The organism is Peribacillus sp. NPDC096622 (assembly GCF_044762665.1).
GTDB lineage: Bacteria > Bacillota > Bacilli > Bacillales > DSM-1321 > Peribacillus > Peribacillus frigoritolerans_B.
In genome coordinates, this window is the sequence record NZ_JBIWES010000005.1 from 90,241 (window position 1) to 109,640 (window position 19,400).

Sequence of the window (19,400 nt, forward strand, 5' to 3'; positions counted from 1 at the left end):
ATATAGCTCAAAGGCGGTAAATCAGTTTCCTAAGCCAGGAAGTTCGCAGCTGCCCTTCCCTCTCTGCAGACCGTAAAAATGATTCATGTCCTTATCAATGCTTCTAAAATTTTATATTGTTATATATATTACAATATATTCCCATAAGTGACAACCTCAATTTTTTCATATCATCACAAACACTAAATTGGTATAATTAGTAAAAAAGGAGTTTCTATGAAAAGTTTAAGTCATTGGTCAATCGTATTTGCAGTGATTGGTACTCTATCATTTTGCTGTTCCCTTGCTTCACCAAAAGCCTCCGAGCTGCTTATGATTTCAGGATTCGGTGCGTTGCTTATTGGTATGTTATGCAGTTTTGGGGCTATGTATAAAAATGAAAAAGGAATGTCGAAATTTTTGGCTGTGGCTGCATTTTTTCTTTTAAGTTTCATTCTCGTTTGGAATGAACCATTTCAAATTGTCAGGCTCTTGACCTGGATGAAAAATTAGCCAAAATGAAAAACCCGTTCGCCATGACGGGTTTTTTGATTGATTCAATCTTCATAGGCTATCGTTCGACTTGAATTCTTTATTCCAAGCCATAGCGTAAGTCCAGTGGTCCAAAGTATTAGCGCGCATCCAAAGCCGAGCAATGATAACGGTGCAAGGATTCGATGCTCCCCAAACATGACCGTGTCTGGCACAATCAGCCATGTGATAAGTGCCAATAAACAGAGAAGCACTCCTGTTGCATAGTAAACCTTGATTTGGAAAAGTGACGCCAAAGGTAAAAAATGAATCCCTACAATAATGGCGATGACTCCCGGTATAAGATTTGTCTGATTGATCAAGTTACAGATGGCAATGGCAATCCCAATCAACAAACCTTCGGCAATGAAGACCATATTAAACAAAAATCCGATACGCTTCAGACGCCTAGCCCCATTTTCTGAAACTTGATTGGACATTTTTTGCGATGCATGTATTAATGAGATGCCACTGATAACCATGATGATTCCTACGAATATGGCTGCGAGTTCCACGTAGGGAAACCCCCACCCCTGCAATCCCATTACACCGGTACCCGCCCACAGTGTACCGAAGACCGCCATGAAAATGACTCCAATTCCAGAACCGCGAAACGCCTCTTTCATCATCAGTTTCCTTTCATCCACAGTATTATCGTACATAGAATAATAGTATTGCAGACCCTCCCCAATTATTCAGCTGCAAAAAAATGATTTAAATACCTTATTGCAAAAATTACCATGCTGCGATATTATGTCATTAATTAGTGATTGATTAATCACTAATTAATTAAAATATGGAGGATACCGATGGCCAGACCCAAAAAAGAGAATCGAAAAGATGACATTCTGGAAGCTGGTTTGGAGGTTTTTGCAGATAAAGGCTATTACAATACAACGACTGCCTTAATTGCAGAAAAAGCCGGCATTTCCCAGCCTTATGTGTTTAAATTCTTTAAAACTAAAGAAGAGTTATTCGTAGCGGCTCTTGACCGGGCATACGAAAGGATCCTTCAAGCTTTTGAAATTGAATCAGGACCCGAGGACCTTGTTAACAAAATGATCAAGGTATATGAAGAATTGACTGAGTCCAATCCCAATGAAATTGCCCTGCAGGTCATAGGACTTTCAGTGACGGAAGACGCAATAAGAAATTCTACTCGATCAGGGTTAGCAAGCATTAGGAATCACACACTTGAAAAATTTCAATCTGCCGGAATTCCGAATGCCGAAGACCAAGTGACCACCTTCCTGGCGAGGGGGATACTCTGCAATATTTCCCACTTCATCAAGATGCCCGAGCTTATGGATGGCGGGGGCAAGTAAGAACCGATTTTCATCGGTTCCTTATTTTGAATATTCATTTAGTGATTGATCAATAAATTAAAAGGGGATGTAAGATATGAAGAAAGCTATTGTGTTGGGAGCAACCGGAGGATCAGGTCAAGTCATTGTTTCAGAATTGTTATCAAGGGGCACAGAAGTCATCGCTTTCGGGCGTTCCAGAATTAAGTTGGAGCAATTAATGAAAGAGCATGATCATTCGCAACAATTATCATACAGAATGGGTGACATCTTTGATTATAAAACAATTGTAGAGGCGGCAGAAGATGCGGAAGTCATTTTTCAATGTGCCAACGTTCCCTATCAGGAGATGGCTTCAAAACTTCTTTCACTTGGGGAAAGTGTCATGAAGGCAACCGATATTTTAGGTAAGAAGGTTGTCATTGTAGATGGGATATATATCTATGGGCACCAAATTGCGAAAGGAGATGAAAACCATCCAAAACAGCCGCATACAAAAAAAGGGCAAATCAGGTTGGAATTCGAGAAGCTCATATTCAGCCAAAAATGGAAAAATGCCAGAGCATTGATTGTCAGGCTGCCCGACTATTATGGCGCTACCTCACAGAACTCCTACCTTCAGCCTACCTTGAATGGCCTAGCTGCCAATAAAACGTCCGTCTTTATCGGGGACTTAAAAACACCAAGAGAATATGTCTACTTACCGGACGCAGCAAAAATGATCGTGGAAATAGCAGAAAAAGACGACTCCTATGGAGAAAATTGGAACATTCCTGGAGCTGGTCTGATTTCCGGAAACGAAATCATCCAAATTGCCCGTCAGGTAACGGGACAGAAAAAGATGGTCCTTCCCCTTACAAAAAACATCATTCAGATACTTGGCTTGTTCAACCCTTTCATGAAAGAAGTAGTGGAAATCATGTATTTAACCAAAGAAGGATTCATCCTGGATGGAGAAAAATATGAAAAACGCATCGGCCCCATACCTAAAACTCCATACAAAGAAGGAATGGAAGAAACAATGCGAACTTTAATGAGATAATAGCCGCTTTCGTCGATATAATTGGATTTTCGGAGATATATTCCTATTTTCGGAGATATAACTGGATTTTCGGAGATATATTCCTATTTTCGGAGATATAACTGGATTTTCGGAGATATATTCCTATTTTCGGAGATATAACTGGATTTCGATACAAATCTTCATAAAAAAACCTGAGTCCCAAAGGGGAGCTCAGGTTTTTTCCATTGATATCAGGCCACATCTGATTTATCGAATTGACAATCTTTTAATGCTATTAATTTGGTCTTGTGATAAATCTTGTATCCTAACCAGATCACCAGGAATACCGGTAATCCGATGTAAGAGACAGCGACGCTATACCAGTCGATGCTGCCGCTTAGGAATGCTTCATAATTCTGTCCTGCTATGACGAGCATGCACAGGGTGAATGAAAGAATCGGACCGAATGGAAACCATTTTGCTTTATATTTCAATTCGTTTACGTCACCACCTTGTGCAACATAGGCACGTCTAAAGCGATAATGGCTTATGGCGATTCCAATCCAGGCGATGAAGCCAGTCAGCCCGGATGCATTCAATAGCCATGTGAATACATGGTCCCCGAAAATGGAGGTCAAGAAGGCGAGTCCCCCAATTAAGGATGTCATGATCAAGGCATTCATCGGGATCCCCCTGCGGTTGACTTTGGCCAGGAATTTTGGAGCTTGATGATCCTTTGCCATCGACCATAACATCCGTGTTGATGCATATAGCCCGGAGTTCCCGGCGGATAGTAAGGATGTTAACACGACCGCATTCATGACGGATGCCGCGAATGCCAGTCCTGCCCGTTCAAAGACAAGGGTGAAAGGGCTTACAGAAATATTTTCGACATCTCCGTTCAACAAGCTTGGACTCGTATACGGTATTAAGAGGCCGAGTATCAGGATCGCCCCGATGTAAAATAATAGGATGCGCCAAAATACTTGGCGGATCGCATTGGGAACATTTTTTTCGGGTTCTTCACTTTCCCCGGCAGCAATACCAACCAGCTCCGTGCCTTGAAAAGAAAATCCTGCGATTAGAAAGATTGAGATGATCGATAAAAATCCTCCCTTGAATGGTGCCTCATCCATGGTGAAGTTTTCAAATCCGATCACCTTTCCGCCAAAAATCCCCAATATGGTCAATAAACCAATAACGATGAAGCAAATGATGGCAATGACTTTTATTAGTGCAAACCAATATTCAGATTCACCATAGCTTTTAATGGATAGGGCGTTGAGGGTGAAGACGATTCCAAGAAATATGGCACTCCATATAAGGCTGGGTACATCAGGGAGCCAGAATTTCATGATGATGGCTGCTGCAGCTATTTCCACGGCAAGGGTGACTGCCCAGTTAAACCAATAATTCCAGCCAAGTGCAAAGCCGAATGCGGGGTCAACAAAGCGTGTGGCATAGGTGGAAAAGGATCCCGATACAGGCATATAGGTCGCCATTTCCCCTAAGCTCGTCATCAGGAAATAAACCATGATTCCAATGCAGGCATAGGCAGCGAGGGCACCACCGGGCCCTGCACTCTGGATGGTTGCCCCGCTCGCCAGGAATAATCCGGTTCCTATTGAACCGCCGATGGCAATCATGGTCATATGCCTTGCTTTCAGTTGCCTTTTAACTGTCGGTTCTTGATTATCAATGGGATTCCTTTTAACTGTCGGTTCTTGATTATCAATGAGATTCATGTCCATAAGGTTCCTACCTCATTTTCTTTTAAAGTTAAAAGTTCAAGAATAAAAGAGTTTTTAAACAACCGCTTTATGAATGACTTAATAGATCGCTTGACTTGCTGGGATGTCTATCCAGTTTAATTGCCATTCCCTGGTATCGTTTCCCTATTCCCGGATTGGGTGATCCCATCCTGCTCAGTCTCCATTCCACACCATTGAATTAAAGTAAGGGCAATGATCTCGGCTGTCGAGAACACGTTGTCGAGCAGGATGTATTCATTTGGATAGTGGGCAACCTCGGTTACTCCCGGCCCGAAAACGATTGCTGGCGTTTCACCGACATGTGTCAGCAATCCCCCGTCCGTTCCCCAAGGGGAGGCTTCAATGACCGGGTCCTGTCCGGCAACTTGCCGATATTGATGAACAAGCGCATTCATCAGTTCATGCTCTACATCAATTGCTCCTGGAACCCAGCGGGCCCCGAACCATTCCAATACGGGCGGGTTTTCCTTGAACCATTGGTCCGCTTCCTCAAGCTGCAATAACCAGGAAGCCATTTCGTCCTTCGCCTGCTCCATCGTTTCCTCCGGCGCAACGCCCATCCTTCCTTCGACTTTCACAAGGTCGGGAACGGATGACGGCCAATTACCGCCTTCAATGACGCCTAGATTGATTGGAATCGGAATAGGCGTGTTCTGATAAAGCGGATCACTGATACGTGCATTTCGCTTTTCTTCCAAGGCACGAATATGATTGATGACGGTCATGGTTTTTTCAATCGCACTAACGCCTTCATACCTTGTTCCGCCATGGGCTGACCGTCCTTTAACATGGATTCGGAACCACATCGAACCCTGCTGTTTCGGGAAGATCCTCATGTTCGTCGGTTCAGGGATCAGGGCGGCATCGGCTTTATATCCCCTCAGGACAGCCGCTAATGTTCCGGCCCCGCCGCTTTCTTCTTCAATCACACTTTGAAAAATGACATCTCCTTTTAATTGGATGCCATTTTCCTTCAATGCCTGCATCGCAAGGATCAGCGAAACATTTCCACCCTTCATATCGGTTACGCCGCGTCCAAACATCCTTCCATTCTTAATCGCTCCGCTATATGGGTCGTCGTCCCACTGATCTCGGTCTCCGTCCGGTACCACATCGATGTGTCCGTTCAAGATGATGGAACGTCCGCCTCCAGTCCCTTTCATGATACCCACCACATTGGGGCTGTTGGAGAATTCACTGCGCGGAGAATAGAAATAAGAGTGCTTTTTCAGCTCGCCGCCGTCAGGTTCCCAACTATCGATCTGCAAACCCATTTCCTGCAGCTTTTGGGCGACGATGGCCTGTGCTCCTGCTTCATTTCCTTGTGTACTCGGGGCTTGTACCATTTTTTGCAATAGGTTCGTTCCTTCTTCCCGATGATCCTTGATCCATTGGTTTATCCGTTTTTTTATATCCGGCACATTTATCCTCCTTAATTACACATATTCTCATAGATTACTGAAAGTCCCATTCCGCCTGCCATACACAACGTTACCATTCCGTACTTAACTTGTGAACGCAACATTTCATGCATCAGTGTGACTGTCAATTTTGCACCTGTTGCTCCTACAGGGTGACCAAGTGCAATTGCCCCCCCATTGACATTGACAATATCCGGATTCAAATCTAACTCCTTGATCACTGCAAGTGCTTGGGCAGCAAAGGCTTCATTAAGTTCAATCAGTCCGATATCCCCTAACGATAGACCTGCTTTTTCCAATGCCTTTCGAGTAGCGGGTACTGGTCCAATCCCCATAACTCCAGGTTCAACTCCTGCACTGGCAAAAGCCTTTATTTTCAAGAGCGGTTTTAATCCCTTTTCTTCTGCTTGCTGCTTGGACATTAAAAGTACAGCTGCAGCCCCATCATTCATAGGACAGGCATTTCCTGCCGTAATGGTTCCTTCATTTTTGAATACTGCCTGAAGACTGGCTAGTTGATCTAGACGAATGTCCTCGCGTACCCCTTCGTCATGGTTGAAGATTTGAAGTCCTTTTCGATCCTTGATTTTAAGCGAAATAATTTCTCTATTAAAGCGACCCTCTTCTATAGCTTTCCAAGCCTTCTTGTGGCTTTGATAAGCAAATTTATCCTGTTCTTCACGACGGATACCATATTTTTCAGCCAAGCGCTCGGCAGTGATTCCCATATGATCATTTTCCAAGGAACATATTAATCCATCTGCCAGCAGAGCATCCTCCATCGTTAAGTTTCCAAATTTACCGCCCCATCTATTTTTCACGATATAAGGCACATTGCTCATGCTCTCCACTCCGCCGGCAATAATGACGTCTTCTTGACCAGCAGCGATAGTTAAAGCGGCGTTGGTAATGGCCTTTAAACCTGATCCACATGCTTTGATTACAACGTGTCCTGGGACACTGTGTGGGAAACATGCCAGCTGCGACGAAATTCGTGCCGAGTTAAGTCCGCCTCCGTGGACATAGCCGTGTCCGAAAATCACTTCATTGACTTTTTCTTTACCCAAACCGGAATTCTCCATTAAACCTTCCAATACTTGACGGCCCAATTCGGTAGCTTTAACATTCCTGAGTGATTTTCCAAAGGATCCAACTGCAGTTCGCGCCCCAGCAACGATGACAACCTCATTCAAGCTTTTTTCCTCCTCTTGCCTATTCAATGGTGCTGACGGCAGCATGGATTTTCAATGATGCCTCTGTATTCCTTATCACATCATCCACGGTATATGGCGCCATGACTTCCTTAAGCACCAATCCCTCTTCTGTTACTTCCATGACAGCCATATCCGTAATGATTAAATCCACACTCTTTCTTGCCGTCAATGGAAGCGTACATGTCTTCAAGATCTTTGATTCACCCTGCTTATTCACGTGATTCATCAGGACGATCACCTTTTTGGCTTTCTGGGCTAGCTCCATTGCACCGCCCATACCCGGCACCCGCTTTCCTGGGACGATCCAATTTGCCAAATCCCCTTTTTCACTAACTTCCAGGGCCCCAAGGATGGTGATGTCGATGTATCCTTTCCTGATCATCCCAAATGCCGTTGCACTGTCAAAGTAAGAAGCTCCCATTACAGTGGTGATCGGGAAACCTCCCGCATTACAGAGGGCAGGATCTTCTTTTCCGGGATCAGGACTTGGCCCTGTACCGAGAACACCGTTTTCCGCATGGAACAGCACATGGATATCTTGAGGAATATGATCCGCCACCAAGGTAGGGATGCCGATGCCTAAGTTGACGATCAATCCGTCATGGATTTCCTTGGCGGCGCGTTTCGCGATGCGATTTCGTACATCTACTGCCATGCCCATTTCCAATTCACCCCTTTTGTCGGAATCACCATATCTACATAAATGCCTGGTGTGGCAATACATTCCGGATCCAATTCGCCTGCAGGAACGATTTCCTCCACTTCCGCAATCGTGAAGGCCCCTGCCATCGCTACCAGCGGATTGAAATTACATGCAGTCTTGTCGTACACTAAATTCCCCAGTGAATCGGCCTTTTTGGCATGGACGATGCTTACTTCAGCCGTCAAAGCGGTTTCCACCAAATATTCTTTTCCTTCTATCACAATCTTGTCCTTGCCTTCTTCGGCTATCGTACCAATCCCGACATCGACAAAAATCCCGCCTAAGCCTACACCGCCGGCACGAATCCGTTCGGCTAATGTCCCCTGCGGTGAAAATTCTACTTGGAGCTTTCCTTCAGTCATGAGCGTGCCGGCATTAGGATTGGATCCGATATGCGAGGCAATCACTTTCTTTGCCCTTTCAGCAGTCACAAGCCGGCCAATGCCGATATCAGGGAATCCAGTATCATTGCCAATCAAGGTCAATTCCTTAACGCCCTTGTCAAGGATGCCCTGTACAAGCGTCGGAGGAGTCCCCACTCCGCCAAATCCTCCATACATGAGTGTGCATCCATCGGAAATATGCTCCAGCGCTTCTTCCATGGTCACAATTTTGTTTTTCTTCGTAATGACCTGCTTCATACCGTTCCTCCTAAATAGCCTGCATGTCTTCAATCAAGCCTTCCGCGTGCAATTCTTGCTGTAACTCTTCGAGGGAAGCTTCCAGTATCTTGACGAGGCGATCGATTTCTTCATTCGTAATGATTAATGGCGGAGATATGATAACCGCATCACCAGCGATTCCTTCAATCGCACCTGCAGCAGGATAGATTATCAACCCCTTCGCAAAAGCCTTGTTGACAAGCCTTGGAGTCAGGCCGATTTGCAAGTCGAATGGCGTTTTTGATACCCGATCTGAGACAAACTCAAGTCCAAGGAGAAGCCCTTTCCCCCTCACATCACCGATGATGTCGAATTCTTTAGCCAACCCTTGCAGTTTCTTAAACAGATATTGACCTTTCTCTTCCGCTGCCCGAACCAGGTTATTGCGCTCAATGTAGGAAAGCACTTCCAATGAAACGGCTGCCGATAGAGGGTTTGCACTATATGTGTGTCCGGCCATGATAGATTTCGAGCCTTTTAAAATGGGCTCCATGACACGGTCAGTAATCATCGTGGCAGCGATTGGAGTATACCCGGCGCTCATTCCTTTACCCAATGCGATGATATCCGGGGTGACTCCCCAGTGTTCCATTGCGAACATTTTTCCTGTCCGGCCGATTCCCGTCATTACCTCATCGGCGATAAAAAGAATGTCATAGGTTTCGCAGATTTCCTTAATCCTTTGATAGTAGCCATCCGGCGGTGTTACAGCACCAGCGGATGCCCCGATTATCGGTTCTGCGATGAAGGCTGCGATATTCTCGGATCCGACCCTTTGAATGGCTGTCTCCAGTTCATCTGCACACTTAAGCTTGCATCCTGATGTTTCATTATTATGAGGACAGCGATAGCAGTAGGGAGCAGATATGCTAGGAAAATCCTCCAATAGCGGCACAAAACGTTTTCTTCTTGGTACATGGCCTGACATCGATAAAGCGCCCATCGTGATCCCGTGATAACTCGTCCACCTGGAGATTATGCGATTTTTTCGCTCGAACCCTTTTTCTTGCCAATGTTGAATCGCGATCTTCATTGCCGTTTCGGTCGCTTCAGATCCACTGTTCACAAAAAATGACCAATTCAAATCCCCTGGAGCCAGCTCACTTAGCTTTTTGGCCAATGCCTCTGCGGCTCCGCTCGTAAAATGAGACCTATATGCAAAAGAAACCTTGCGGGCCTGCTCCGTCATCGCCTCGACAATATCCAATACACCATGTCCAATACTTGCCGTGACTGCACCTGATGAGCCGTCTATATACTGTTTTCCATCTGTATCATAAAGATAAATTCCATTCCCATGAGAGATAGTGGGATAGTCCTGATCTAAAGTAGGCTTAATCAAATGATTTCGTTCCATTTCATCTCTCCTTTTTAACGTTCGTACACATTATCTATTAATCTATTACGTTTTTAAAAGACTAAACGGCTCATCCTGAATCAGGATAGATTCCGTAGGGCAGCCTTCCATGGCATCTTGCATGTCATCATGCAGGATTTCAGGAACTTCGGCAATCCCCTGATTATCGTCCAGGATGACGAAAGCGATCCCTTGATCGTCATAGTCATAAATCTCAGGACCTGTTGAACCGCACGCCCCGCACGCAATGCAGGTTTCTTTATCAACCCATGTGTATTTAGCCATAGAAAAATCCTCCTACTTGAGGGATAAATCTTTACCCCAAATATTCATGTCCTCATACTTATCCCAAATATTGCAATTCTTCGTTAATCTGCCCCCATATTCATATCCCAGCTGATGAAAGACGGCGTTCATGCCCATTGACAATGAACGGGCCAATGAATAAGAGCAATAAATATTTTTCCTGAACAATTCTTGTTCCAATGCGGAGATGAGCACCTTCATGAAACCATGCTTTCGATGCTGGGGAATTGTTGCACAGTCCGTTATTTCAGCATTGTGATACATCTCATTCACTTCAGCGGATGCAGCACTCACGATGGTTCCTTCATATTCGATAACACTAAAGATCGTCCCTTCCTCCATCACTTTCTTGATATATCGCTCATCATTCATCGGTGTAGGATAGGTTTCAAAAATGGCACCATATAACTTCGCCAGCTCTTGTGCATCTTTCTCCGAAGCAGACCGGAGGATATAACCTTCAGGTATTTGCTGGGATTCAATCGGTCTAGAAACCCTGCTTACATCTTGGATGACTTTATCTTCCTTGACCCAAAAGTCGCTTGTCCGCCTTTCATCCGTTAAATAGAAGGCCATGCAATAGGCGTCATTCCCCTTGAAATACTTGCTCAATATTCCTTCCAGCATGAATCCTTTACTTAACGCCGCTGATAAATCTTCATTCCTGGCTTTTAGTATCACTTTTGTAAAGCCCTGCTCCTTTGCGATGGCAAGGGCCCGATCGATCGCTTTTTTGATACTTCCCCGATAATCATCCATGCGTAAGCGCTGATTGGCATGATCATGATAGAGTTCCATCGTATAACAATCCCCGGTCTCCATTTGGGTGAAAAAAGGCAGCTTTTGAACAGGCATCATGTATCCCCCTTATTTAAAGAATTCGGGAGAAGAGATGCATATCATCCGCTTCTCCCGGCATTCTATTTCCAATTGAATAATTTTTTGACAGGTGCCTGAAGAAGCTGATCATACGTGAATTCATCAGGATATTCACTAACATCATATATGGATAAGGCTTCATCCACCTTTTGATTCATCGAATCAGATACATAGATTCCACATTCAGGACAGTTTATGGCTGGAACTTGAAGGACTTTTATTGACCGTTTCCCGTCAGGCATGATCCAGTAACAATCCTTCTTTTCACTTTCTTCTACATTTGGGGCATTGCACCACAAGCAGTCCATCTTCACTCCTCCTTACCATCAGATTTCACCGAGCCACTAGCGGCCAAGGCATTCTTTTTTTCTTGGGCTAACCTTAATTTTTCCTTCATTTCATCCCGTTTATCACGGCGATCCTTCAAGGAAGCATGTTCCTCAGTGCTTTCATACGCTTTTCTCTTATCAAGACGACGAAGGCCCTCTGGAACCAAGTTGAATTTCTCGTCAGTCATGAGCGCGGAAATCCCGACGGCTTCTTTCCTATCCGCAGTACCATACACTTCATCAAAGTAAGCATCCGCACTGCCGGCAACATAATTCTTCGGCTCCGGATAGCTTGTGATTACTCCTTCAAAGTTCCGTAAAACGACTTTATCCGGACTTTGCGAAAGAAGGTAATTCGGGGTCAAGGCTATCTTTCCGCCACCGCCAGGAGCATCCACCACAAAGGTTGGCACTGCATATCCTGATGTATGGCCGCGCAGCGCTTCAATGATTTCCAGTCCTTTTGAAACCGGCGCCCGGAAATGGCCAATGCCTTCAGATAGATCACATTGATAAATGTAATAAGGTCTTACCCTTGCTTTTACACAGTCATGCATAAGCTTTTTCATGATATGGACACTATCGTTGATACCAGCCAGGATGACTGCCTGATTACCAAGCGGCACTCCTGCCATCGAGAGCATATCACATGCCTTTTTCGCTTCATCCGTCAATTCAAGTGAATGATTGAAATGCGTATTCAACCAAACCGGATGATATTTTTTCAGAATATTACATAAATTTTCCGTAATCCTCTGCGGGAAAACGACCGGTGCACGTGTGCCGATCCTGATGATTTCCACATGCGGGATGGCGCGTAAGTTACTCAATACGTATTCAAGGATCTTATCATTGATCAACAGGCCGTCACCGCCGGAGATCAGGACGTCCCTCACTTCCGGAGTGTTCCGGATATATTCAATCGCCCCGTCAAGCTGCTTCTTGGGAACACCCATGCCAACCTGACCTGAAAAACGGCGTCGCGTACAATATCTGCAGTACATGGAGCATTGGTTCGTTACAAGGAATAGAACACGGTCCGGATAACGATGCGTCAATCCTGGAACAGGGGAATCCTCGTCCTCATGCAGCGGATCCTCCAAATCATATCTAGTCTTGTTCATTTCTGCCGAAAGCGGTACAGACTGTAAACGAATCGGACAGCGAGGATCATCGGGATTCATCAAAGAAGCATAATAAGGCGTAATGTTCAACGGAATCGTTTGAGTCGAAATCCGGACTCCTTCCTCTTCGTCCGGTGTCAGGTTGACGACCTTTTTCAGATCATCCAGTGTTTTAATCGTATTGGTCAATTGCCAGATCCAATCATTCCACTGCTCTTCCGTTACATCCTTCCACAATTCGATATCATTATAATGCCTGCGTCCACCTAGGTATTCTTTATGTTTTACATCAATTCCCATTAAATTCATTTATAATGCCCCCTTATTATAAGAACTTATCAATATACTCTCGCAAGAATGATGCCAACATTAATAACAAGGGAAATATAAGCAAAAGGGGGTAAATCGAGCTTAAAATCGCAAGATATTTTTCATTATGCATAATTTTTTGCAGCCAGATTCTTTGCGCCAAGCAATAAAAAAAAGAGGCTCTCTTTACAAAAGAGCCCTCTTCAAGTTACATCATGATCAAGAGAGTGACAGCGTTTCCAAAAAACTGAAATCACTTGGATCCCTTCGATCCTGCCGTATAAACTTTTTCAATGCCGTACTTGTTTAACTTATATTGCAGTCCCTGTCTTTTAATATTGAGGGCTTCTGCCGTTTTGCTGATATTCCCGTTATACTTCTCGAACATATTGATGATCATTTCCTTTTCCATTTCTTCAAGAACGACAGGTAAATCAATCTTGTTTTTCAATGGGGAAGGCTGGCTCTGCGCATTAGCTGCAGCGTAATTTCCTGAAGGGAAAAGATAAGCAGGAAGATGATGTTCATCAATCATATCCTCCCCAGCGTCCATGACATTGAAGGTTAACTCGATGGCATGTCCCAGTTCACGAATGTTCCCGGGCCATGGATATTGAAGAAGCCGCTGCATCGCCTTTTGACTGATTCCGCGCACTTCCGTAAAAAATGATTTGTTGAATTTTTGAATAAAGTGATTGACGATTTCCGGAATATCCGTTTTGCGCTCAGAAAGAGAAGGCATTTGGATCGTCACGACATTGAGGCGAAAAAATAAATCCGAACGAATGATTCCCCGCTCCAACGCCTCTTCTGGAGAAATGTTCATCGCAGCAATGATCTTCACATTAATCTTTTGCTCCTTCGAACCTCCAACACGGCGCACCTCACCCTCCTGAAGCACCCGCAGCAATTTTGCCTGCAGACCGAGGTCGAGGCTATTCAGCTCATCAAGGAAAAGGGTACCGCCATTTGCCTGCTCAAAAATGCCCATGCGATCCATAGCTCCGGTAAAAGCCCCTTTCGTCGTGCCGAACAGCAGCCCCTCCATCAATTCCTTTGGAACGGCCGCACAGTTTTGCGCGATGAATGGCTGATTTCGCTGAGCACTTACATTATGTATACTTTGCGCGACCAGCTCTTTCCCCGTCCCTGTTGGTCCATATATCATGACTGGGGAATGTGTACGGGCCGCTTTTTTCGCCAATGAAATCGCTTGCTGAAAAGCGGGGCTATTGCCGATCAAATCACTAAAATGATAGGTCGCCGTGCCTTCAGAGAACTTATTTTTCTTATGGGTCTCGGCCAGCTGGGAACGCAAATCGACAATTTGATCATACATATTCATGACCTTCGTAATATCCTTTGCGATTTCCACTGCCCCAATAATTTCACCATCCTCATACAAAGGATACGTACTATTGATCGACGTTATTTTTTTCTCCTTTAAATTGACATATGTTTGAATGGACTCAATCGTTTCATTGCCTTTTTCCAATGCCACATGCAGCGTACTGGATTCATCAGTCAATGAAGGATAAAGCTGAAAAATATTCTCCCCCAGCACCTGCTCCCGATCCAGCCCGTCGATATGCGCCATCATTTCATTGTAAAAAACCGTATCCCCATCTTTATTCACAATATGGACACCCACATTGATCACATTCAATATCCATTCAAATTGAGTGGAAAACTGATTTACTGAAGATTTCATTTCTTCATCTCCGTTCTCTGTCATTTGATAGAATCACCTGTAAATTATAGCATTTAATGGGAAACATTCATCTCTTTATTCTTATTAAAATCAAACTTCAACACAAAGGCAATAGAATAATGAGGTCAAATAAAGGAATCTAGCATTTAGCCAAGAAGATTATATAAGAAAAATAAAATTTAGGGGTGAGTCAGATTTCGGGAAATAGATTAGAAATTAAACCGTGGGAAGATAAAGACCTTGAATTACTACTTCAACTAAATGCCCCAGAAATGATGGAGCATCTAGGCGGACCAGAAAGTAATGAACAAATCCTGAAACGTCATCAGCGGTATCTGCAGATTGGAGATAAAGGATGCATGTTTAGCATCAACCCGTTTCCAGAGGCAAAGGCAGCCGGTTCCGTTGGCTACTGGCAAAAAGTATGGAACGATGAATTTGTGTACGAAATCGGTTGGAGCGTCCTCCCTTCCTTTCAAGGAAAAGGAATCGCATCTCATGCCGTGATGGCACTGATAGAGAAAATCAAAGCCGAACGAAAATACAAAAACATTCACGCATTCCCTTCGATCAGTAATCCTGCATCAAACGCAATTTGCCGCAAGCTCGGCTTCAATCTCATCTCCGAATGTGAATTCGAATACCCGCCAGGGAGCTTTATGCAATGCAATGATTGGTGCCTGGAACTTGAATGAATACTTTAGATGGATAGCGGAAGGATTATTCTCGGGTCGAATTATGTTGGGTTTAGGTGAATTATTTCCCGGGAAAGTCGAATTATTCCCGGGGTAGGACGTCCCATCCGTCAATATTCATATAACTGGAACCGAGAAGTTATTATATCTTTATGAAGGTTAGGTTGATTCTCTGATTTTAAGTTTGGTAGGCAATTTAATGACGTCGCGCTTTACTTTCAAATCATCATTTAAATATTTTATCAATTCTATTACAGTGCGTTGTCCTAGTTCCATAATCGGTATATCGATTGTGGTTATGGTGGGGGTCGTGACTTGGCAAATAGATTGATTATCATAACCAACTATAGCTAGGCATTCCGGTATTTTATAGCCCAACATAGTTGCCTTTTTAATAATTCCTGCTGCTACCTGATCATTTCCAGTAAATAAGGCAGTAGGTTTTTCTTTTAATTTTATTATTTCATCACAAATACGGAATCCATCTTCAATATTAAATCCATGTCCAAATATCCAGTCTTCATTATGTAGTAAATTATTATCCGCTAAAGCTTTTAAAAACCCCTCTTTTCTTTGACCCTGGGCCTGACTATAAGTAGTGTCGTAGCAAAAACCTATCTTCCTATGGCCTTTTTTTATTAAATGATTAACGGCTTTGTATGTCGCTTCGAATTCATCATAACCAATAATTGGTATGGAGGCGGAATGATGGTATTCATTACACAGTAAAATTGGGCCGTATTTCAAATAAGGCTTTATTACATTCCATTCATTTTCTAACGCTCCTAAAATAACCCCATCTACTTCTCTATTCTTTAATTTCCCCATAACATCTAATTCATTTTTCGAATCATAAAAGGTTTGAAAAATAAGAACTTTATAATCATTTTCCAATGCTGCTAGAGATACTCCTTTAACTAATTGGGCAAAGAATGGATGATCGAATCTTGGGACTGATATTGCAATGGTTTTGGTTTTATTTGCCCTGAAATTCCGGGCAAGTGAACTTGGTGCATAATCAAGCTCTTCAATGACCTTTAAGATTTGTTCCCGTTTTTCTTTTGATACATATGGATGATTATTTAAGACTCTAGATACCGTTGTTTTAGAGACATTACACATCTTGGCTATCTCGCTAATTCTCGTCATTTAATCCCATCCTTGTAATAAGTGGTTGACATGTTATCGATTTCAGAAGTTATTATAAATCCGTTCCTAATATATTAACAAAATTTTTCTGAGTTGTATTTTTAAAAAGTTATGGAAGCTAATGGAGGGGTTGTTATGTTATTGAATAAAAAGGGCGGGTTTAAGTTACTGCCAAATGTTGAAGACCCAAAATACATTGTATTCTGTGATTTTGATGAAACCTATTATCCTCACTCCATGAGTCTCGAGAGACAGAAAGATTTATATGAACTTGAAAATTATTTAGAGGCAAAAAGCATTGATGAAGAACTTGTCTTTGGCTGGGTCACTGGGAGTAGTATCGAATCAATATTACATAAAATGGAACGAGGTGGGTTCAGGTTTTTCCCGCATTTTATTGCCAGCGACTTAGGTACCGAAATCACCTATTTCTCAGAAAATAATTTTTTGGAAAAGGACCCCGATTGGCATTCACAGATTAATATCGAAGAATTTAATAAAAGGAAAGTCGATGAAATTTATAAGGTTCTGCATAACGGCAATATCCCATTGATTCCTCAGACTCAAATGGGAAGTTCACGCTACAAAAGAAATTATTATTATCAAATACAACATGAATCCGTCGACAAGAAGAACTTAGCCACCATCCAAAGGGTGGCCAAAGAGTACAGGATAGGGGTGAATATCAATCGTTGCAATCCACTTGCCGGCGATCCTGAAGATAGTTATGATATAGACTTTATCCCATTAGGTACTGGAAAAAATGAGATTGTACGTTTTATGCTAGACAAATTCGGGCTGAGTCGGGAGCATGCCTTTGCATTCGGGGATAGCGGCAATGATCTGCTCATGTTAAAAAGTGTCAAACATGGTTACCTGGTAGGGAATGCAACTCAAGAAGCCAAGGAGGCTCATACTAAGATAGCGACAGGTACGTACTCTAAAGGAATATTAAGAACCTTGCAATCGATCATTACTATTTAAGGGGAAGTATAAGTAATGATGAAAAGGTAGTTGGTGGCTCTTGCACAGCTTTACGGTATGGATTTTCTTTCAAGCAAACAATTCATTCCATGTTACTTTGCCTGCAAGCCTATCAGCGGGAATCTTGCTTGCTTTTTGGTATTTGAATAATGCCGTTTCGGTTTTTTCCCCGAATACTCCGTCAAGGAGACCGGGGTCAAATCCTTTCATATATAGCGCTGCTTGCAGGATCCATGTGATATTGCAGCTAGCTCCTTTTTTTATTATGACGGTTGCATTCTTCGTTTTAGGCCCCCATTTTCCATCGACATCAAGCTTTTTATTGAATTGCTTATTCAATTCCGTTTGTAAACCTATTATAAGGGCCGTTCGAGTGTCGGGACCATAAAACCCATCATCCTCGATATTCGTTTCATATCGGCCATTTAATGTTTCTTGAATCGAAATTATAAGATTATCTCCTTTGCTGGTATTCGGCATTGCCATTTTTTCCAATTTGGGGGTTAGTTGAGGCTTTTTTCCTGCTTGTAACTGTTTATAAGATAGCCCGCCTGTCATCTCCAGGTGGGGATAATCCTTGAATGAACTCCAATCCCCGCCCCATTTAAATCCTAAAGCCTTACCTATGGCAGACACGCGCTGCCACTTTGAATCAACTTTCCATATCGCTCTCCTGCCATCATCACTCACAATGAAGAAATCAATAGCCAGTCCATAATTATGATAGGATTGCCCTGGCTTAGCGTTCGTCACGATAGGTTTAGCTAGATTACTATAGTTCATTCCATTGTAGCTGTAAACTCGTCCTTGACCATAAAGGTTGGCTTGTTCTTCCATAGAGCGATAACCTGCACTTATCTGTACAGTGATCCCTTCATTATATGCACGTTCCACCATTTCCAATGCTGATGCCTTCACAACAGGATTCATCCCTTTGCCCATCTTTTTCACTGATCTCTCCAATAATGTTCGTAATGCTACTTTCACTGTAATCCCTCCTTTTAGTTCCCATCAAACTTTATATAAGCCTTTTTAACGGAAAAGTAGCAGAGTTGGAAAAGTTTGTTCTCATTTATTAGAGAATAGAAGGAAAATGTTATTTATTTAACAAACGTTCTAGTTGATTTCAGAAATCCGCTCCCTTTCCGCCGACTGTCTGCCAAATGTCTGCCAAGTATTGATAACTGAGGTGAAAAAGCTTGTTGTTCCTTCACATAGAAAGGGAATTTCTCCAAAAAAATAAGACTGCTTCCGTTCGCCCGTTTGCGAATGAAAGCAGTCTTATAATGTATTATTTTATTACTCTCTTTAACTTACGCTTTAATTTCAATAGATGGGCTTATTGTAAAGTCAGCCTCTGTTTTACTTTTCACTTCATCAAGTGTTACGCCATTTTGCAATTCAATCAATTCCATGCCAGCTTCCGTAAACTGAAAAACAGCCAGTTCGGTAATCAGGCAATGGACGACTTTTTCTCCCGTCAATGGCAATGTACAGCTTTTTTTCACTTTGGATTCCCCATGCTTGTTCACATGGTCCATGATGACAACAATTCGTTTTGCACCTTGGACGAGGTCCATCGCTCCTCCCATCCCTTTTACCATCTTTCCCGGAATCATCCAGTTTGCCAAGTCCCCATTCTCGGAAACTTCCATCCCGCCTAAAATGGCTAGATCGATGTGGCCGCCGCGAATCATCGCGAATGATTCAGCGCTATCAAAAAATGATGCTCCCGCTTTTGCCGTTACCGTTTCTTTTCCTGCATTGATCAAATCCGGATCGACTTCATCTTTTTGGGGATAAGGCCCGATTCCCAGTAAGCCATTTTCCGATTGAAGCATGACATTAAAGTCATTTGGAATCATGTTGGCAATCAAGGTCGGCATTCCAATCCCTAAATTCACACACATCCCATCTTTGATTTCTTTAACGGCCCGTTCTAAAATTAGTTGTCTAGTCATTCGAATA

General features: G+C 43.2%; 20 protein-coding genes. 5 read left to right on the top strand and 15 right to left on the bottom strand.

Going from position 1 to position 19,400, the window contains the following annotated elements:
* The first annotated feature begins 216 nt into the window (after positions 1-216).
* Entirely contained in the window at positions 217-492 is a 276-nt protein-coding gene (locus tag ACIQYG_RS11475) for a hypothetical protein (RefSeq protein ID WP_402838081.1), read from the top strand.
* 44 nt (positions 493-536) lie between these two features.
* Here ACIQYG_RS11475 and ACIQYG_RS11480 read toward each other — a convergent pair whose 3' ends face one another.
* Complete coding sequence (locus tag ACIQYG_RS11480; protein WP_402838083.1) at positions 537-1,139, bottom strand: DUF7010 family protein; 603 nt, start codon at positions 1,137-1,139, stop codon at positions 537-539.
* A 180-nt stretch (positions 1,140-1,319) separates the two neighbouring features.
* On the opposite strand from ACIQYG_RS11480, the gene ACIQYG_RS11485 reads away from it, so the two are divergent.
* On the top strand, positions 1,320-1,835 hold the full coding sequence (locus ACIQYG_RS11485) for a TetR/AcrR family transcriptional regulator (protein ID WP_402838085.1): 516 nt from the start codon (positions 1,320-1,322) through the stop codon (positions 1,833-1,835).
* A gap of 76 nt (positions 1,836-1,911) precedes the next feature.
* On the top strand, positions 1,912-2,856 hold the full coding sequence (locus ACIQYG_RS11490) for an SDR family NAD(P)-dependent oxidoreductase (RefSeq protein WP_402838086.1): 945 nt from the start codon (positions 1,912-1,914) through the stop codon (positions 2,854-2,856).
* A gap of 212 nt (positions 2,857-3,068) precedes the next feature.
* On the opposite strand, the gene ACIQYG_RS11495 is transcribed toward ACIQYG_RS11490, so the two are convergent.
* The 11 genes from ACIQYG_RS11495 to ACIQYG_RS11545 form a co-directional block, all read right to left on the bottom strand.
* Positions 3,069-4,562 (bottom strand): amino acid permease, encoded by a 1,494-nt coding sequence (locus ACIQYG_RS11495; RefSeq protein WP_402838478.1) that lies wholly within the window; start codon positions 4,560-4,562, stop codon positions 3,069-3,071.
* Positions 4,563-4,684: 122 nt separating this feature from the next.
* Positions 4,685-6,010: a peptidase gene (locus ACIQYG_RS11500; RefSeq protein ID WP_402838088.1), complete on the bottom strand. Its 1,326-nt coding sequence runs from the start codon at positions 6,008-6,010 to the stop codon at positions 4,685-4,687.
* Between the two features lie 11 nt (positions 6,011-6,021).
* On the bottom strand, positions 6,022-7,203 hold the full coding sequence (locus ACIQYG_RS11505) for a thiolase family protein (RefSeq protein WP_402838089.1): 1,182 nt from the start codon (positions 7,201-7,203) through the stop codon (positions 6,022-6,024).
* 19 nt (positions 7,204-7,222) lie between these two features.
* The gene (locus tag ACIQYG_RS11510) at positions 7,223-7,885 is read right to left on the bottom strand and encodes a 3-oxoacid CoA-transferase subunit B (protein WP_402838090.1); all 663 of its coding nucleotides are present in this window, start codon (positions 7,883-7,885) and stop codon (positions 7,223-7,225) included.
* The gene (locus tag ACIQYG_RS11515) at positions 7,870-8,568 is read right to left on the bottom strand and encodes a CoA transferase subunit A (protein ID WP_402838092.1); all 699 of its coding nucleotides are present in this window, start codon (positions 8,566-8,568) and stop codon (positions 7,870-7,872) included. The genes ACIQYG_RS11510 and ACIQYG_RS11515 overlap by 16 nt, the downstream gene beginning before the upstream one ends.
* Before the next feature lie 10 nt (positions 8,569-8,578).
* Positions 8,579-9,946: an aspartate aminotransferase family protein gene (locus ACIQYG_RS11520; RefSeq protein WP_402838094.1), complete on the bottom strand. Its 1,368-nt coding sequence runs from the start codon at positions 9,944-9,946 to the stop codon at positions 8,579-8,581.
* A gap of 45 nt (positions 9,947-9,991) precedes the next feature.
* Positions 9,992-10,231, bottom strand: coding sequence for a ferredoxin (locus ACIQYG_RS11525; protein ID WP_286128837.1), 240 nt, complete (start codon positions 10,229-10,231; stop codon positions 9,992-9,994).
* Positions 10,232-10,243: 12 nt separating this feature from the next.
* Positions 10,244-11,110 carry a putative beta-lysine N-acetyltransferase gene (ablB, locus tag ACIQYG_RS11530; protein WP_402838098.1) on the bottom strand — a complete coding sequence of 289 codons (867 nt, stop codon included), beginning with the start codon at positions 11,108-11,110 and terminating at the stop codon, positions 10,244-10,246.
* Positions 11,111-11,172: 62 nt separating this feature from the next.
* On the bottom strand, positions 11,173-11,439 hold the full coding sequence (locus ACIQYG_RS11535; RefSeq protein ID WP_402838100.1) for a YokU family protein: 267 nt from the start codon (positions 11,437-11,439) through the stop codon (positions 11,173-11,175).
* A gap of 2 nt (positions 11,440-11,441) precedes the next feature.
* Positions 11,442-12,884 (bottom strand): lysine 2,3-aminomutase, encoded by a 1,443-nt coding sequence (kamA, locus tag ACIQYG_RS11540; protein ID WP_402838480.1) that lies wholly within the window; start codon positions 12,882-12,884, stop codon positions 11,442-11,444.
* A 262-nt stretch (positions 12,885-13,146) separates the two neighbouring features.
* Positions 13,147-14,628, bottom strand: coding sequence for a sigma-54 interaction domain-containing protein (locus ACIQYG_RS11545; RefSeq protein ID WP_402838102.1), 1,482 nt, complete (start codon positions 14,626-14,628; stop codon positions 13,147-13,149).
* Between the two features lie 161 nt (positions 14,629-14,789).
* Here ACIQYG_RS11545 and ACIQYG_RS11550 point away from each other — a divergent pair, with 161 nt between their 5' ends.
* A complete protein-coding gene (locus tag ACIQYG_RS11550; RefSeq protein WP_402838104.1) occupies positions 14,790-15,299 on the top strand; it encodes a GNAT family N-acetyltransferase in 510 nt (169 codons plus the stop codon).
* Positions 15,300-15,458: 159 nt separating this feature from the next.
* On the opposite strand, the gene ACIQYG_RS11555 is transcribed toward ACIQYG_RS11550, so the two are convergent.
* Positions 15,459-16,448 (bottom strand): LacI family DNA-binding transcriptional regulator, encoded by a 990-nt coding sequence (locus ACIQYG_RS11555; protein WP_402838106.1) that lies wholly within the window; start codon positions 16,446-16,448, stop codon positions 15,459-15,461.
* A gap of 135 nt (positions 16,449-16,583) precedes the next feature.
* On the opposite strand from ACIQYG_RS11555, the gene ACIQYG_RS11560 reads away from it, so the two are divergent.
* Complete coding sequence (locus ACIQYG_RS11560) at positions 16,584-17,432, top strand: HAD-IIB family hydrolase (RefSeq protein ID WP_402838108.1); 849 nt, start codon at positions 16,584-16,586, stop codon at positions 17,430-17,432.
* Positions 17,433-17,501: 69 nt separating this feature from the next.
* On the opposite strand, the gene ACIQYG_RS11565 is transcribed toward ACIQYG_RS11560, so the two are convergent.
* A complete protein-coding gene (locus tag ACIQYG_RS11565; RefSeq protein ID WP_402838109.1) occupies positions 17,502-18,419 on the bottom strand; it encodes a M15 family metallopeptidase in 918 nt (305 codons plus the stop codon).
* 326 nt (positions 18,420-18,745) lie between these two features.
* Entirely contained in the window at positions 18,746-19,393 is a 648-nt protein-coding gene (locus tag ACIQYG_RS11570) for a 3-oxoacid CoA-transferase subunit B (RefSeq protein WP_402838111.1), read from the bottom strand.
* Positions 19,394-19,400: the final 7 nt, after the last annotated feature.

What these genes read in the sequence shown, in the direction of transcription:
- ACIQYG_RS11480 (WP_402838083.1), bottom strand. Translation starts at nt 1,139, where the DNA reads ATGATGAAAGAGGCGTTTCGCGGTTCTGGAATTGGAGTCATTTTCATG.
- ACIQYG_RS11490 (WP_402838086.1), top strand. Translation starts at nt 1,912, where the DNA reads ATGAAGAAAGCTATTGTGTTGGGAGCAACCGGAGGATCAGGTCAAGTC.
- ACIQYG_RS11525 (WP_286128837.1), bottom strand. Translation starts at nt 10,231, where the DNA reads ATGGCTAAATACACATGGGTTGATAAAGAAACCTGCATTGCGTGCGGG.
- ACIQYG_RS11475 (WP_402838081.1), top strand. Translation starts at nt 217, where the DNA reads ATGAAAAGTTTAAGTCATTGGTCAATCGTATTTGCAGTGATTGGTACT.
- ACIQYG_RS11495 (WP_402838478.1), bottom strand. Translation starts at nt 4,562, where the DNA reads ATGAATCTCATTGATAATCAAGAACCGACAGTTAAAAGGAATCCCATT.
- ACIQYG_RS11535 (WP_402838100.1), bottom strand. Translation starts at nt 11,439, where the DNA reads ATGGACTGCTTGTGGTGCAATGCCCCAAATGTAGAAGAAAGTGAAAAG.
- ACIQYG_RS11560 (WP_402838108.1), top strand. Translation starts at nt 16,584, where the DNA reads ATGTTATTGAATAAAAAGGGCGGGTTTAAGTTACTGCCAAATGTTGAA.
- ACIQYG_RS11570 (WP_402838111.1), bottom strand. Translation starts at nt 19,393, where the DNA reads ATGACTAGACAACTAATTTTAGAACGGGCCGTTAAAGAAATCAAAGAT.
- ACIQYG_RS11555 (WP_402838106.1), bottom strand. Translation starts at nt 16,448, where the DNA reads ATGACGAGAATTAGCGAGATAGCCAAGATGTGTAATGTCTCTAAAACA.
- ACIQYG_RS11545 (WP_402838102.1), bottom strand. Translation starts at nt 14,628, where the DNA reads ATGACAGAGAACGGAGATGAAGAAATGAAATCTTCAGTAAATCAGTTT.
- ACIQYG_RS11510 (WP_402838090.1), bottom strand. Translation starts at nt 7,885, where the DNA reads ATGGGCATGGCAGTAGATGTACGAAATCGCATCGCGAAACGCGCCGCC.
- ACIQYG_RS11520 (WP_402838094.1), bottom strand. Translation starts at nt 9,946, where the DNA reads ATGGAACGAAATCATTTGATTAAGCCTACTTTAGATCAGGACTATCCC.
- ACIQYG_RS11485 (WP_402838085.1), top strand. Translation starts at nt 1,320, where the DNA reads ATGGCCAGACCCAAAAAAGAGAATCGAAAAGATGACATTCTGGAAGCT.
- kamA (WP_402838480.1), bottom strand. Translation starts at nt 12,884, where the DNA reads ATGGGAATTGATGTAAAACATAAAGAATACCTAGGTGGACGCAGGCAT.
- ACIQYG_RS11515 (WP_402838092.1), bottom strand. Translation starts at nt 8,568, where the DNA reads ATGAAGCAGGTCATTACGAAGAAAAACAAAATTGTGACCATGGAAGAA.
- ablB (WP_402838098.1), bottom strand. Translation starts at nt 11,110, where the DNA reads ATGATGCCTGTTCAAAAGCTGCCTTTTTTCACCCAAATGGAGACCGGG.